This is a genomic window from Aquamicrobium ahrensii, assembly GCF_040545755.1.
Lineage (GTDB): Bacteria > Pseudomonadota > Alphaproteobacteria > Rhizobiales > Rhizobiaceae > Mesorhizobium > Mesorhizobium ahrensii.
Window position 1 is genome coordinate 530846 of sequence record NZ_JBEPMN010000001.1, and the last position, 15292, is coordinate 546137.

Below are 15292 nucleotides of genomic sequence, written 5' to 3' on the forward strand. Positions count from 1 at the left end.
GAGCCTGGCATGACGAAATTCACGGATCATCTAGGGCGTCCCGTCGTCGCCGTCACCGGCATCGGCGTGGTGACATCGCTCGGCGTCGGCAAGAAGGACAACTGGGAAGCGCTGACCGCCGGCAAGTCCGGCATTCATCCGATCACCCGCTTCCCCGTAGATCATCTCAACACGCGCATCGCCGGAACGGTGGATTTCCTCGCTTCCAGCTCTAGGGGCTCCAGCGCGCTGACCTATGAGCTGGCCGAGACGGCCGCCGGAGAGGCCGTTGCGGAAGCGGGTCTCGCCATCGACGATTTCGGCGGGCCGCTCTTCCTCGCCTCGCCGCCGGTCGAACTGGACTGGCATGATCGCCTGGCGCTCTACAAGGGCGGCGAACGTGAGCCGGCTTCAGACCGTCTGCTGGAGGTCGCGCGAAACCTCAATTCGCTGGACATGTTCGACACCTCCCAGTTCGCCAGCATCGCCGACCGTCTGGCCGACCGTTTCGGCGCCACCGGCCTGCCGATCACGCTGTCCACCGCCTGCGCCTCTGGCGCGACGGCGATCCAGCTCGGCGTCGAGGCGATCCGGCGCGGTGAAGCGCAGCGCGCCCTGTCCATTGGAGCGGACGGCTCGGCCACCGCCGAGGCGCTGATCCGCTTCTCGCTTCTGTCGGCGCTTTCCACCAGCAACGATATGCCGGAGAAGGCGTCGAAGCCGTTCTCGAAGGATCGCGACGGGTTCGTTCTGGCGGAAGGTTCCGCCGCGCTGGTTCTTGAATCGCTGGAGGCGGCCACCGCCCGGGGCGCGACGATCCTCGGCATCATCCAGGGTTGCGGAGAAAAGGCCGACGATTTCCACCGCACCCGCTCCAAGCCGGACGGATCTCCCGCCATCGCGGCCGTGCGCGCCGCCCTTGCAGACGCCGGCCTCGGCGAGGACGGCATCGACTATATAAACGCCCACGGCACCTCGACGCCGGAAAACGACAAGATGGAGCATCTGTCGCTGTCCACCGTGTTCGGCGAGCATATCAACCGCATCCCGATTTCCTCCAACAAGTCTATGATCGGCCACACGCTCTCCGCGGCCGGCGCGATCGAGGCGGCGTTCTCGCTCATGACCATGCGCGCGGGCGTCATTCCGCCGACCATCAACTACGACAATCCCGATCCGGCGATTGCGCTGGATGTGGTTCCGAATGTGAAGCGCGAGGCCGAGGTGAAAACGGTGCTCTCCAACTCCTTCGGCTTCGGCGGCCAGAACACCTGCCTTGTCATGGCCAGGGAACCTCTCTAATCCCCCTGTGGTGAAATTAATTGCACGGATGGGGCGGCCCCGCCGCCCCTCCTGCTGGTTTTTCTAAAGGAGCGTCGTTCGATGCGGGCACTGCAACTCATCGAAGACCGCCGTCTGGAGACGGTCGACATCGCCCCGCCGCCTGCGCCCGGACAGGGCGAGGTGACCCTGCGCATCAAGGCCGTGGCGCTCAACCATATCGACGTGTGGGGCTGGCGTGGCATGGCCTTCGCCAAACGCAAGCTGCCGCTCACCGTGGGCGCGGAGGCTTCCGGAGAGGTGGAGGCGGTCGGTCCCGGTGTGTCCAACCTACTGCCCGCCCAGCTTGTTTCCATCTATGGCGCACGCACCTGCGGCCTGTGCCGCGCCTGCCGTGAAAAGCGCGACAATCTGTGCGAGCATGTCTCCGGCGTGCACGGCTTCCACCTTGACGGCTTTGCGCAGGAGAAGATCAACCTGCCCGCCCGTTTGCTTGTGCCCGCCCCGCCCGGCGTCGACGCCATAGGCGCCGCCGTCGCGCCCGTCACCTTCGGCACGGTCGAGCATATGCTGTTCGACAATGCGAAGCTTGAACCAGGCGAGACGATCCTCGTCCATGCCGGCGGCTCCGGCATCGGCTCGGCCGCCATCCAGCTTGCGAAGAAGATGGGCTGCACGGTTATCACCACGGTCGGCTCCAACGACAAGATCGAAAAGGCGAAGGCGCTGGGGGCCGATCATGTCATCAACTACCGCGAGGACCGCTTCGAGGGCGTCGTGCGCAAGCTGACGAAGAAGAAGGGCGTCGACGTGGTGTTCGAGCATGTCGGCAAGGACACATGGGCCGGTTCGATGCTGTGCCTGAAACGCGGCGGCCGTCTGGTCACCTGCGGCTCGACCTCCGGCGTATCGACCGAAGTGAATCTGATGATGCTCTTCCAGCAGCAGCTCAAGCTGCTCGGCTCCTTCGGCTGCCGCATGGAGAACATGGCCAACGCCATGCAGAAGATGGCGGCGGGGCTGGTTCATCCGGTCATCGACACGGCTGTCGAGTTCGACGGCATCGACGCGGCGCTGAAGCGCATGGAAGGCCGCGACGTGTTCGGCAAGATCATCCTCAACGTCGGCTGAGGGGATTCTCGCCTTGGCCCCCGGTCCGACCGGCAATTGGCGGCGTGAGTTGAAGTTCCGCGCCGTTCTGCGCTTTCGCAAGGTGCGTCATTGGCTGGTGGCGAAGCTCGCCATCGGCGTCATGTCCGTGTTGCGGCTGCTGCCGGCTGACAGCGCGCTGAACTTCACAGACCGGGTCGCGCGCCGCATCGGCCCGCTCACCGGCCGCCATCGCCTGACGCTGGACAACCTGCGCCATGCCTACCCGGAAAAGAGCGAGGCAGAGATCAAGGCCATCGCCCTCGATATGTGGGGCAACATGGCGCGGCTCGGCGCGGAATATATCTTCCTCGACAAGCTGTTCGATCTCGACCCCTGGTCGGATACGCCCGGCCGCATCGAAGTCTCGCGCGAGAGCATCGCGCTGTTCGAGCGCATCGCCGCCGAGGATCGCCCGCACATCATCTTCACCGGCCATCTCGGCAATTTCGAGCTGCTGCCGGTGGCGGCGGCGACCTTCGGCATGAAAGTGACGGCGCTGTTTCGCCCGCCGAACAATCCCTACATAGCCGAATATATCCAGTCGATGCGTTCATCCAACATGGGCGCGCTGCTGCCGTCGCTGAGCGGAGCTTCCTTTGCGCTCGCCTCGATTCTCGATCGGGGCGGCAATGTCGGCGTGCTGGTCGACCAGAAATTCATCAGCGGGCTGGAAACCACCTTCTTCGGCCGCACCTGCCAGACCAATCCCCTGCTTGGCATGCTCGCCCGTCACTACGACTGCGACGTCTATCCGGCGCGCTGCGTGCGCCTTCCCGGCAACCGCTTCCGGCTCGAAGTCGAGGAAAAGCTCGACCTGCCGCGGGGGCCAAAGGGCAATGTGGACGTCAAGGCGACCACCCAGCTCGTCACCGAAGTGGTCGAGCGCTGGGTGCGCGAAGACCCCGGCCAGTGGATGTGGTTCCACAAGCGCTGGCAATTGAGCGGCCGCCGCCGCACCCTTCGCGGTCGGAACTGACGTTTTCAGCCTGATGAAAATCAGGTTACGATATTCCCTTGCGTCACTTCACCTTCACGCACAGTGTGTTACACTGCGTGTGCAATGTTGGTGAGGGAGGCTCGAATGAGAACGACCAGAGACAGCAACCGCCCCCCGATGCTGTGGACACCATGGGGTGAACAGAAGATCGCGCAGCCGGGCGAGAAGTTCGCTGCCCTGCGGCGACTGGCCATCAGATTGCGCAAGGCACGTCAACTCAAGCTTGCGCCGCAAAACCCGACGAACTGAACAAAGTAAAGCCTCGCAATTCCGCGAAGGCGAAAAAGCCGAAGCCAGGCAGGGATACATGTCCCTGCCTTTTCGTTATCCGCCATAGTAGTTCATAACCGCATGGCGAGCTTCTGCGAAGAACAGCCACCGCTCCGCCAACAAGCCGGTCACGAAGGCCAGCAGCGCAAGAGCCGCAAGGGACGCTCCCGCAACACCGCCCAGCCCCCACATGCCCAGAACGAGCAGCAGCACGCAGGGGAGCACCGCACCAAGCGCCACCGCGATCTTCCACAGTTTCGCCGCGTGCTTGCGCCCGACACGAAAGCCCATTTCGCGGGTGAGATAATTCTCCGTCATATGCGGGCGCTCGAACAGGCGCACGCGGCCGATGCCGCCGAGACCCGTCGCGCTTTCCGGCGTGGAAAGGGGTCCAGCTTCCTGCAAGCGCGCGCGCCATTTCACCTTGACCGTCCACGCCGCCGCCAGCGCGACCACCGCGCCGACAGCCAATGGCGGTGTGAGCGCGCCAGAGCAGGCGGCAAGGAACACGGTGAGAACCAGCCCGCCTGCTATCGCGAAGAGCAGGTAGCAGGCCGGCGTCAGGCGCGTGTGCCACGCCTGCACGGATTTGAGCGAGGCGTAGATCATCGCCGTGCAGAATACGGTGACGAGACTCATCGCCGCGCCCAGCAACCCCGGCAGCCAGAAATAACGGCCCTCGATGACGGCGAGCCATGCCGACCATGTGAGCGGCACGAAGGTGGCGATGGCCATCACGCCTTCGCGCGACAACCAGCTTGAGCGCCATTGGCTGAGCGCCCGCCAGGCGCGTTGCGGATTGCCGAGATGCGCGGTGGACGACAGCAGGCCGGCCGAAATCAGAGCCAGCGCAAGGACATGCGCGACTTTCGTCGCCATATGGGCCGGATCGAGCAGGCCGAGGCCCAGCATCATCGCGAGCCCGTAGCCAAGGCCGGACAGGGTGGTGAACAGGATGATCGAGGAGGCCGGATGCAAATTTCAGATCCTGTCCAGCATCTTGTCCAGCCATCCGAAGAAACCGGTGGCGTCGCCGGCGTCTTCTTTCAGCATGTATTCCTCCAGCAGCCCGGCGCTTGCGGAAAGGGGTTGGCGTTGTCGCGGCGGCAGGTATTTGTTGACCGGCAGCGTCCCCTGCTCCGGCATCAGGTCGATACCTCCGCGCTCGGCGACCAGCTTCGACACTTCCGAATCGGGATCGCCAAGATCGCCGAAATGACGGGCATTGGCCGGGCAGGTGCGCACGCAGGCCGGCGTCCTGTCCACCTCCTCCAGCGTCTCGTTGTAGATGCGATCGATACAGAGCGTACACTTTTTCATCACGCCGGCGGCAAGGTCCATTTCGCGCGCGCCATAGGGGCAGGCCCAGGCGCACAACCCGCAGCCGATGCACATGTCCTCCTCGACCAGAACGATGCCGTCATCGGCGCGCTTGTAGGAAGCGCCGGTGGGGCACACGGTGACACAGGGCGCAGCCTCGCAATGCAGGCAGGACTTCGGGAAATGCACGATGCGCGCCTCCCCCGCCTCGCCCACGACCTCGCCATCGGGAATCATCTCGAAGGAATGCACGCGGTTCAGCCATGCGCCCGACACCGTGGCTCCATAGGGGTCCTGATCGGACAGCGCCGCCCCATAGCCGCCGGTGTTCCATTCCTTGCAGTTGACCACGCAGGCATGGCAGCCGACGCAGGTGTCGAGATCGATGACGAGGCCGAGCTTTTTCGGAGTGGGTAGCGAAGGCAAGGAGGTCATTGCGCCCACTCCTGCCCGTAGCGCAACTCATCGGGCCGCGGCTCCGCCTCGGGTTGCGCAAGCGGCGGAAACTGCGGATCGCTGACGAGGCTCGAATCCGCCTTCTCGATTCGCACCCGCAGATCGTACCACGCCGCCTGCCCGGTGACGGGATCGGAATTGGAAAGCCGCATTCCATCCTCACGCGGCGGCAGAAGCTCCGCGATCAAGTGATTCAACAAAAACCCTTTTCTGGCTTCCGGGGAATCCTTGTCCAGCGCCCATGCCCCCGCTCGCTTGCCGATGGCGTTCCACGTCCACAGGGTCGAGGCGTTGACCGCCTCCATGCGCGCCACCTCGACCTTGATACTGCCGTGGTGCGATCTCACCCACGCCCAGTCGCCGTCCTTCAGGCCAAGCTCGTCGCAGATCGGACCCGGCACATAGAGTGGATTGCGCGTGTGAATCTGCCGCAGCCACGCATTCATCGAGCCCCACGAATGATACATGGCGGCAGGCCGCTGGGTGAGCGCGTGACAGGGATACTCCCTCTGGTCCACCAGCGCCTCGCCGAGAGGACGATACCAGTCGGGCAGCGGGTCGAAAGCCTGCAATATCCGCTCCCGGTGGGTTTCGGGAGCAAGCGGCTCGCGCAATCCCTCGGCAGACAGGCGGAATTTCTGCAACACCTCCTGATAAAGCTGGAAGGTCACCGGCTGGGGCGTGTCGAAGAAGCCCATGCGCACGGCGAAATCCTGATAGGCCTGATTCGCGTGCTTGAAGAACTGCGCCTCCATGGGAATATGCGCGGAAAAGAACGAGCCGTTTTCGATATAGCGCTGCAATTGCCGCCGGTTGGCCGCCCCCCTGCCCTCCCTGTCACCATTCGACCCGCGAAAGCCGGCCAGCGGCCCGATGCCCGGCCGCCGCTCATGGCGCACGATGTAGTCCGCGTAATCCTTGTAGAGCGCCCTGCCGTGGCCATCGGAAAATCCCGGCAAGTTGAGCCGCGCACCGATATCGAGCAGCACGGTCTGGAACGGGCGCACATCGCGATCCGGCTCCAGGACCGGCCAGCGGATGGCGTCCTGCACCGCGTCCGGTTCCGAGATCGGCCGGTCGAGCAGCGAAATGCAGTCGTGACGCTCCAGATAGGTGGTGTCAGGCAGCACCAGATCCGCATAGGCCACCATTTCCGAAGCGTAGGCGTCGGAATAGATGATCCTGGGAATGCGGTATTCGCCAGTCGCCTCGTCCTTGTCCTCCAGCATCCTGATCGTGCCGGCCGTGTTCATGGACGAGTTCCACGCCATATTGGCCATATACATGAACAGAACGTCGATCGGATACGGATCGCCGGCATGGGCGTTGGCGACCACCATATGCATCATGCCATGGGCGGCTATCGGAGCATCCCATGAGAACGCCTTGTCGATGCGCGCCGGCTGGCCATCCTCATCGATCAGCAGATCCTCCGGCCCGCGTGGAAAGCCCAGATGCGGTCCGGCCAGCGGCGTGTTGGAACCGAAATGCTCGGCCTTGCCGTGCGGTGTCGGGTGCGCCGACAGGGGCTTCGGGTAAGGCGGCTCGAAGCGGAAGCCGCCGGGGCAATCCACCGCGCCGATCAGCACCTGAAGCATGTGCAGCGCGCGCGTCGTCTGGAAACCGTTGGAATGGGCGGAAAGCCCGCGCATCGCGTGGAACGACACCGGCCGCCCGACATAGCCCTGATGGCGCTGGCCGTTCATGTCGGTCCATGGCTGCTCGATGAAGATTTCCTCCTCGAACGCCACGCGGGCGATTTCGGCGGCCAGCCCGCGAATGACCTGCGACGACACCCCGGTTTCAGCCGCAATGGCCTCCGGCGCATATTTGTCGTCCAGATATTTTTCGGCAAGGAGCTGAAACGAGGGCACGGCAAAGCGCCCGTCGTCGAGCCGCACGCGGCCCGACAGCGCCGCCCGAGCGCCCTTGCTTCCGAAGGGCACGACCTGCTCGGTCACGGTCTCATGGATGAGCGCGCGGCCCTCGCCGTCGCGGGCGAAAAGGCCATGCTCAGCCGTTCCGGGCGCATCGATCACCAGCCAGCTGGCGTTGGTGTAGCGCACCAGATAGTCGACATCGATCCTGCGCGCCTTCAGCAACTCATGCACGACCGATAGAATCAGCAGCCCGTCGGTGCCCGGCCTGATCCCGATCCAGTTGTCGGCGACAGCCGAATAGCCGGTGCGGATCGGATTGACCGAGACGAAGCGCGCGCCGCGCTTCTTCAGCTTCGCGATGCCCATCTTGATCGGGTTCGAATCATGGTCTTCCGCCACGCCGAACATGACGAACAGCTTGGTGCGCTCCCAGTCCGGCGCGCCGAACTCCCAGAACGCCCCGCCGATGGTCATGATGCCGGCCGCCGCCATATTGACGGAGCAGAAGCCGCCATGGGCGGCATAGTTTGGCGTGCCGAACTGCTGCGCCCAGAAGCCGGTCAGCGATTGAGACTGGTCGCGCCCGGTGAAGAAGGCGAGCTTCTTCGGGTCGTCCGCGCGCACTGCGCCCAGCCATTGGGTGGCGGTGGAGAGGGCTTCCTCCCACGAAATTTCCTGAAATTGCCCGGAACCGCGCGGTCCCACCCGCTTCAGCGGCGCGCGCAGCCTTGCCGGCGCATAATGCTGCATGATGCCCGCGGAACCCTTGGCGCACAGCACGCCCTTGTTCACCGGATGGTCGCGGTTGCCTTCGATGTAACGGATCTTGCCGTCCTTGATATGGACATTGATGCCGCAGCGGCACGCGCACATGTAGCAGGTGGTCTTGCGCACCTCGTCAGCGACCGGCCTTGAAAGCGCGACACGCTCTCTGGGTTTCATCGGCAATGCTCCTCGCCACCAGTGGTAGCCGGGCTCAGCCGGAAAGGAAACTCCGGATGAAGTGCAAAATGCATCCGGTCGCGTTTGGTTTCCACCTCAATTGGTGACGACGATGCGGGTATTGTTCATGCCGACCTCGCGAACCAGCGCATAAAAGGTCGCGGCGTTGCCTGTCTGCAGCCGCACGCAGCCATGCGAGGCGGGCCGGCCGAGCTGTTTCACGGCGCCAGTGCCATGAATGGCGTAGCCCCCATGATAGAAGACCGAATAAGGCATGGGCGACATGTCATATTTGCGCGAATGCCACATCCTGTGCATCCGCTTCGGCCGCCATGCGCCGCGCGGCGTCACATATCCCTTGCGCGCCGTGGAGACCTTCCATGTGTAGAGCACGCGGCCGTGTTTCCGGACCGTCATGGTCTGCGAGGAAATGCTCACCTTAGCCTCAAGAACTCCCGCATCGGCCTGAACCGGAGATCCCAGCATCATCGCCATCAACGCGGTTACGACAAGCATGGCGTTCTTCATCGACAGTCCCCTTAACAGCCCTGTTTCAATCCAGTCTCCGGATTTTCTTCAAACACCGACAGCAGCTTTCCATGATCTGCCCTATTGATTGACATTTTACTGATTGAAAGCCGGCAATTGCTCCCATTCGCTTATTGAACATACGGCTTGCCAAGAGCATCCGATCCTTGCTCAACTGTCGGCATGCAAGATCGACTCTCTTTTCCTGAAAAGCTGCTGGAAGCCGTGGAGGCGCGCCGCGACGAAGTCACGGAGCTGACAAGGGAACTGATCCGCTTCCCGACCGTCAATCCGCCCGGCGAGGCCTACACCCCTTGCGCTGAATTCATCGGCGATTACCTGAAGCGGCATGGCTTCGGGGTCGAATATATTCGCGGTGAAGGCGCGCCCGGCGACACCGACCTCTATCCGCGCACCAATGTGATCGCCCGTTTCGATGGGCGCGTCCCCGGCCCCACTGTGCATTTCAATTCGCATATCGACGTCGTCGAGGCGGGCGAGGGCTGGACGCTCGATCCCTTCGCCGGCGTCGTGAAGAACGGGCGCGTGTACGGACGCGGCGCCTGCGACATGAAAGGCGGGCTTGCCTCGTCCATCGTCGCCGCGCTCGCCTTCATGCAGGTCTGTCCGGATTTTCCGGGGGCAATCGAGATTTCCGGCACGGTGGACGAGGAATCCGGCGGCTTCGGCGGCGTCGCTCATCTGGCGAAGCTCGGCTATTTCTCGAAGCCCAAGGTCGACCACGTCATCATTCCCGAACCGCTCAACAAGGAGCGCATCTGCCTCGGCCATCGCGGCGTGTGGTGGGCCGAGATCGAAACCAGAGGCGAGATGGCGCACGGTTCCATGCCCTTCCTCGGCGACTGCGCGGTTCGCCATATGGGCGCGGTGCTGCAAGCGTTCGAAGACGAGCTTTTCCCGGCGCTGGACGCCAAGCGCACGGTGATGCCGGTGGTGCCGGAAGGCGCGCGGCGCTCAACCATGAACATCAATTCCATTCATGGCGGACAGACGGACGATTTCCGGCCTGGCCTGCCCTCACCCAACGTTCCGGATCGCTGCCGGGTGACCATCGACCGCCGCTTCCTGCTGGAAGAGAAGATCGAGGACGTGAAAGGCGAGATCGTGTCCATCCTTGACCGGTTAAAGCGCGACCGCAACAGATTCGACTACGAAATTCGCGACCTGATGGAGGTTCAGCCGACCATGACCGAGCGCGACGCGCCGGTGGTCAAGGCCGTTGCGCAAGGCATCATGGCGCTGTTCGATCGTGAGCCGGATTATGTCATTTCACCGGGCACCTACGACCAGAAGCATGTCGCCCGCCTCGGCCATCTCTACGATTGCATCGCCTACGGCCCCGGCATTCTGGATCTGGCGCACCGCCCGGATGAATGGGTCGGCATCGACGACATGGTGGACGCGGCCAAGGTCATGGCCATCGGCCTCAACGTATTGCTGCGCGGCGGCGCGCGATGACGCCTTATGCCGCAATGCACAAGAACCGCGACAAAGGCGATTTACTCTCAGGTCATTCCGCGCTTTGATCCGTCCGATCGGGAGACAGGGAGCAGGCCGATGAAATGCTGGACATCTTTCCTCGCGGCGGCAGCCATGGCAACAGTGTTCAGCCTGCCGGCATTCGCGGCGCGCACCGACCTCGTCATCGGCATTCCGCTGGAGCCGCCGCATCTCGACCCGACCGCAGGCGCCGCCGCGGCCATCGATGAAGTGCTCTACGCCAATGTGTTCGAGGGTCTCACCCGCATCGGCCCTTCCGGCGAAGTGCTGCCCGCGCTTGCCGAAAGCTGGGACATTTCCGAAGACGGCACAGTCTACATCTTCAAGCTGCGCAGCGGCGTGAAATTCCATGACGGCAGCGATTTCGATGCGGAAGATGTCAAATTCTCGCTCGACCGCGCCCGTGCCGAAGATTCGGTCAACGCCCAGAAAATCCTTTTCGAGGCCATCGACACTGTGGAAGCCGTCGATCCGGCCACGGTGAAGATCGTCCTCAAGCACCCGCAGGGCGCATTCCTCTATAATATGGGCTGGGGCGACGCGGTGATCGTTGCGCCGGAATCGGCCGGCGCAAACAAGGAAAAGCCGATCGGCACCGGTCCGTTCCGCTTCGAGAACTGGGCCAAGGGCGCCGCCATAAAGCTGGCCAGGGCAGACAGCTACTGGGGCGAACCGGCCTATCTCGACAAGGTCGAATTCCGCATCGTACCCGACGCCGCCGCCGCCGTGCCGGCCCTGCTTTCGGGCGATGTGCAGGCTTTTCCCTTCTTCCAGCCCGATGGTGTCGCCCAGATCGAAGGCGATCCGCGCTTCAAGATCGAGGTGGGCGCGACCGAGGGCGAGACGCTGCTGTCGATGAACAACAAGAAGGAGCCTTTCGACAAGTTGCAGGTGCGGCAGGCGATTTCTTATGCGCTCGACCGGCAGGCGATCATCGACGGCGCTTCGGCCGGGCTCGGCACGCCTATCGGCTCGCACCAGTCGCCAGCCTCGAAAGCCTATGTGGACCTCACCGGAACTTATCCGCACGACATAGCTAAGGCGAAGGAGCTGCTGAAGGCGGCCGGGCTCGAAAACGGCTTCAAGACCACATTGAAACTGCCGCCGCCCTCCTATGCGCGGCTTGGCGGCGAGATCATCGCCTCGCAACTGCGCGAGATCGGCATCGAAGCCGAGATTATCCCGGTGGAATGGGCGCAATGGCTAGATCAGGTGTTCACCCGCAAGGACTTCGACCTCACCATCGTCTCGCACACCGAGCCGAACGACATCGATATCTATGCGCGCAAGGACTACTACTTCAACTATGACAACCCGGCCTTCGACAAGGTGATCGGGGAACTGAACCTCACCTCCGACGAAGCGAAGCGCAACGAACTGCTCGGTCAGGCGCAGAAAATCCTCGCCGACGACGCCGTGGCCGGTTTCCTCTACGAACTGCCCAAGGTGGGCGTGTGGGACGCCAAACTCGAAGGTTTCTGGAAGGACGCCCCCATTCAGGCCAACGACGTGACGAAGGTGCGGTGGACGGACTGAGCGCCAAATCCCGCGCCGGATCGCCGATCCGATGACAGCCTATCTCGCCAAACGCCTCGCCATCGCCGCCGTTACGCTGGCGCTGGCTTCGATAGTGGTGTTTTCAGTGCTGGAGATCGTGCCGGGTGATCCGGCGCGCGTCATGCTGGGCATGAACGCCAGCGAGGCGCAGGTCGAGCAGTTGCGCCAGCAGATGGGCCTCGGCGGCTCACCCATGCAGCGCTACCTGCATTGGGCCGGCAACCTTCTGTCGCTCGATTTCGGCCGTTCCTACACCTATTCCGTGCCGGTCATCGATCTGATCGCGGAACGGCTCGCCGTCTCCCTGCCTTTGGCGCTGATCGCGCTGGCGCTCTCCACCGCCATCGCCATCCCGGTCGGTCTCTACGCCGCCTCACGACGCGGCAGGGCCGGTGACGCGATCTCGATGGGCGCGGCGCAGCTTGGCGTGGCGGTGCCCAATTTCTGGTTCGCCCTGCTGCTCGTCTACCTGTTCGCCGTATGGCTGCGCTGGCTGCCCGCGGGCGGATTTCCAGGCTGGAGCGCCGGCGTCTGGCCGGCCCTCAAGGCGCTGTTGCTGCCCGCGCTGGCGCTCGCCCTGCCGCAGGCCGCGATCCTTGCCCGCGTCACCCGCTCGGCGCTGGTCGATGTGCTGTCGGAAGACTACATCCGCACCGCCCGCGCCAAGGGCATGCCATGGCGCAAGGTGTTGTGGCGGCACGCGCTGCGTAACGCATTGATCCCGGTCGTCACCATCATGGGCCTGCAATTCGCCTTCCTGCTGGCCGGCACCATCATCATCGAGAACGTGTTCTACCTGCCGGGCCTCGGCCGCCTCGTCTTTCAGGCGATCACCCAGCGCGACCTGATCGTGGTCGAAAGCGTGGTCATGCTGTTGGTGGCCACCGTCATCGCCGTCAACCTGATCGTCGACCTGTCCTATGCGCTGGTCGATCCGCGTCTCAGGAACCGGGCATGAGGGCGCTCGCCAACCGGCCGCTGGTTGCAGGTTGCCTGATCACCGCGCTGGTCGCCCTCATGGCGCTCATCTCCTTCCTGTGGACGCCCTATGACGTGACGAAGCTCATCGTGGCGGACAGGACGCAGGCGCCTTCCCTCACCCACTGGTTCGGCACCGACCATTTCGGCCGCGACATCGCCTCGATGATCATGGTGGGCGCGCGCAATTCCATCGCCGTGGCCCTGGTGGCGGTCGGCATCGGGATGGGCGCCGGCGTGCCGCTCGGCCTGTTCGCGGCGGCGCGCGGCGGCCTGCTGGATGAAGCGCTGATGCGCCTGAACGACCTCGTCTTCGCCTTCCCCGCCCTGCTGTCGGCCATCATGATCACCGCCATTTTCGGCCCCGGCGCCATCAACGCCATCATCGCCATCGGCATCTTCAACGTGCCGGTGTTCGCCCGCGTGGCGCGCGCCGGCGCGCTGTCGGTATGGCCGCGCGAATTCATTCTGGCGGCCCGCGCCGCCGGCAAGGGACAGGCGCTGATCACCGTCGAACACATATTGCCGAACATCGCCAACCAGTTGCTGGTGCAGGGCACGATCCAGTTCGCGCTCGGCATATTGGCGGAAGCGGGCCTCTCCTATCTCGGGCTCGGCGCACAACCGCCGATGCCGAGCTGGGGGCGCATGCTGTTCGACGCCCAGACGCGCATGACCATCGCGCCATGGATGGCGCTGTTTCCCGGCATGGCCATCGTCATCACCGTGCTGGGGCTGAACCTGCTTGGCGATGGCGTCGCCGACCTGCTCGATCCCAAATCGAGACGACGCCGATGAGCCTGCTTGAGATCGAAAACCTGTCGCTCTCCATCGGAGCCGTGCCGGTTCTGCAAGGTGTCGACCTGTCGGTCCGGCAGGGCGAGATCATGGCTCTGGTCGGCGAATCCGGCTCCGGCAAGTCGATGACGGCGCTGACCGTCATGCAGCTTCTGCCGCATCTTACACGGGCATCGGGCAGCGTGCTGTTGGATGGTGAAAATCTTCTGGACGCCGGCGAGGAGCAGATGTGCGCGCTGCGCGGCGACGACATCGGCATGGTGTTTCAAGAGCCGATGACCGCGCTCAACCCGCTCAAGACCATCGGCGAGCAAGTGGCCGAAGGCATACGCTGGCACACACGCTCCAGCCGGGCCGAGGCGGAAGAGCGCGCCCGCAAGATACTCGACCGTGTCGGCTTGCCGGATACCAAGTTCCCCCTGTCTCGCTACCCTCATGAACTGTCCGGCGGACAGCGCCAGCGCGTGGTCATCGCCATCGCCTGCGCACTGAAGCCCCGGTTGCTGATCGCGGACGAACCGACCACGGCGCTCGACGTCGTGTTGCAGGCGCAGGTGCTTGAGCTGCTGCGCGATCTGGTGGCGGAAAACCGCATGGGCCTGCTTTTGATCTCGCACGACCTCGCCGTCGTGGCAGACATGGCGGACCGCATCACCATCCTGCGCAATGGACAGGTGATGGAGGATGGAGAGACCGCGCAAGTGCTTTCAGCGCAAACGCATCCCTACACCCGCCAACTGGCGCAAGCCTCAACCCATGTGCCGGAAATCCGTGCGGAAACCGCACACGACAAACCCGATAGCACGCAAGCCCCGCTCCTTTGCGTTCGCAATCTCACGCGTGACTATCCCGGCCGGCGGCTTTCCCTGTTTCGACGCGGCGCGCCCACCCGCGCCGTCGACGATGTGTCGTTCTCCATCGCGCCCGGCCGCTCCGTGGCGCTCGTCGGCCGCTCCGGCTGTGGCAAGTCCACGCTGGCGCGCATGGTGCTGGCCCTGGACCGGCCGACCGCCGGTGAAATCCGCTTCCGGGGCGAAACCCTCACCGGCAGGAGCGAGGCCGAACTGAAGCCCGCCCGCCGCGATATGCAGGTGGTGTTCCAGGACCCCTACGGCTCCTTCGATCCGCGCCAGAAGGTCGTAAAACTGGTGACGGAGCCGCTGCATCTGCTGGAAAAATCACCATCGAGGACAGAGCGCCGCGATATGGCAGCCGCCGCGCTGTCAGAGGTGGGTCTCGAGCCGGGCGCGCTCGACAAATACCCGCACGAATTCTCCGGTGGTCAGCGCCAGCGCATTTCGATTGCCCGCGCCATCATCACGAGACCCAGGCTTGTGGTGGCAGACGAGCCGGTTTCGGCGCTCGATGTATCGATCCGCGCCCAGATTCTTGATCTTTTCGCCGATCTGAACGCACGGCTCGGCATCGCTTACCTGTTCATCACCCATGACCTGACCGTCGCGCGCGCCATAACGGACGAGGTGATGGTCATGGAGGAAGGCCGCATCGTCGAGCGCGGTCTTACACACGCGGTGCTGGACAATCCGCAATCCGGCGCGGCGCAGGAACTGGTTTCGGCCGCACCCGACCTCAAACGCGCCCTGGCTCTCAGACTGCGGGAGCAGGGGTAACC

The 15292-nt window shown here is 63.9% G+C and carries 13 protein-coding genes; 9 read left to right on the forward strand and 4 right to left on the reverse strand.

Translation table 11 applies throughout. The features are described from left to right. Positions 1-9: 9 nt before the first annotated feature. From ABID44_RS02650 to ABID44_RS02665, 4 genes are all read left to right on the forward strand, one after another. Positions 10-1281, forward strand: a complete 1272-nt coding sequence (locus tag ABID44_RS02650) for a beta-ketoacyl-ACP synthase (RefSeq protein WP_354150118.1) — start codon at positions 10-12, stop codon at positions 1279-1281. Between the two features lie 81 nt (positions 1282-1362). Continuing rightward, a complete protein-coding gene (locus tag ABID44_RS02655; RefSeq protein WP_354150119.1) occupies positions 1363-2391 on the forward strand; it encodes a zinc-binding dehydrogenase in 1029 nt (342 codons plus the stop codon). Positions 2392-2404: 13 nt separating this feature from the next. Beyond that, the gene (locus ABID44_RS02660) at positions 2405-3388 is read left to right on the forward strand and encodes a lipid A biosynthesis lauroyl acyltransferase (RefSeq protein WP_354150120.1); all 984 of its coding nucleotides are present in this window, start codon (positions 2405-2407) and stop codon (positions 3386-3388) included. 105 nt (positions 3389-3493) lie between these two features. Continuing rightward, positions 3494-3658: a hypothetical protein gene (locus ABID44_RS02665; RefSeq protein ID WP_354150121.1), complete on the forward strand. Its 165-nt coding sequence runs from the start codon at positions 3494-3496 to the stop codon at positions 3656-3658. A 75-nt stretch (positions 3659-3733) separates the two neighbouring features. Here ABID44_RS02665 and ABID44_RS02670 read toward each other — a convergent pair whose 3' ends face one another. From ABID44_RS02670 to ABID44_RS02685, 4 genes are all read right to left on the reverse strand, one after another. Continuing rightward, positions 3734-4657, reverse strand: a complete 924-nt coding sequence (locus tag ABID44_RS02670) for a dimethyl sulfoxide reductase anchor subunit family protein (RefSeq protein WP_354150122.1) — start codon at positions 4655-4657, stop codon at positions 3734-3736. A 3-nt stretch (positions 4658-4660) separates the two neighbouring features. Further along, on the reverse strand, positions 4661-5434 hold the full coding sequence (locus ABID44_RS02675) for a 4Fe-4S dicluster domain-containing protein (RefSeq protein WP_354150123.1): 774 nt from the start codon (positions 5432-5434) through the stop codon (positions 4661-4663). Continuing rightward, entirely contained in the window at positions 5431-8277 is a 2847-nt protein-coding gene (locus tag ABID44_RS02680; protein ID WP_354150124.1) for a molybdopterin oxidoreductase family protein, read from the reverse strand. Before ABID44_RS02680 ends, ABID44_RS02675 begins: the two co-directional genes overlap by 4 nt. Before the next feature lie 96 nt (positions 8278-8373). Then, complete coding sequence (locus ABID44_RS02685) at positions 8374-8805, reverse strand: L,D-transpeptidase (RefSeq protein ID WP_354150125.1); 432 nt, start codon at positions 8803-8805, stop codon at positions 8374-8376. A 183-nt stretch (positions 8806-8988) separates the two neighbouring features. Between ABID44_RS02685 and ABID44_RS02690 the strand changes: the two genes are divergently transcribed. From ABID44_RS02690 to ABID44_RS02710, 5 genes are all read left to right on the forward strand, one after another. After that, positions 8989-10284: an acetylornithine deacetylase/succinyl-diaminopimelate desuccinylase family protein gene (locus ABID44_RS02690; protein ID WP_354150126.1), complete on the forward strand. Its 1296-nt coding sequence runs from the start codon at positions 8989-8991 to the stop codon at positions 10282-10284. A 99-nt stretch (positions 10285-10383) separates the two neighbouring features. Beyond that, entirely contained in the window at positions 10384-11862 is a 1479-nt protein-coding gene (locus tag ABID44_RS02695; protein WP_354150127.1) for an ABC transporter substrate-binding protein, read from the forward strand. A gap of 31 nt (positions 11863-11893) precedes the next feature. After that, positions 11894-12841 (forward strand): ABC transporter permease, encoded by a 948-nt coding sequence (locus ABID44_RS02700; protein WP_354150128.1) that lies wholly within the window; start codon positions 11894-11896, stop codon positions 12839-12841. After that, positions 12838-13659 carry an ABC transporter permease gene (locus ABID44_RS02705; protein WP_354150129.1) on the forward strand — a complete coding sequence of 274 codons (822 nt, stop codon included), beginning with the start codon at positions 12838-12840 and terminating at the stop codon, positions 13657-13659. Before ABID44_RS02700 ends, ABID44_RS02705 begins: the two co-directional genes overlap by 4 nt. Beyond that, on the forward strand, positions 13656-15290 hold the full coding sequence (locus ABID44_RS02710; RefSeq protein WP_354150130.1) for an ABC transporter ATP-binding protein: 1635 nt from the start codon (positions 13656-13658) through the stop codon (positions 15288-15290). The genes ABID44_RS02705 and ABID44_RS02710 overlap by 4 nt, the downstream gene beginning before the upstream one ends. Positions 15291-15292 lie beyond the last annotated feature (2 nt).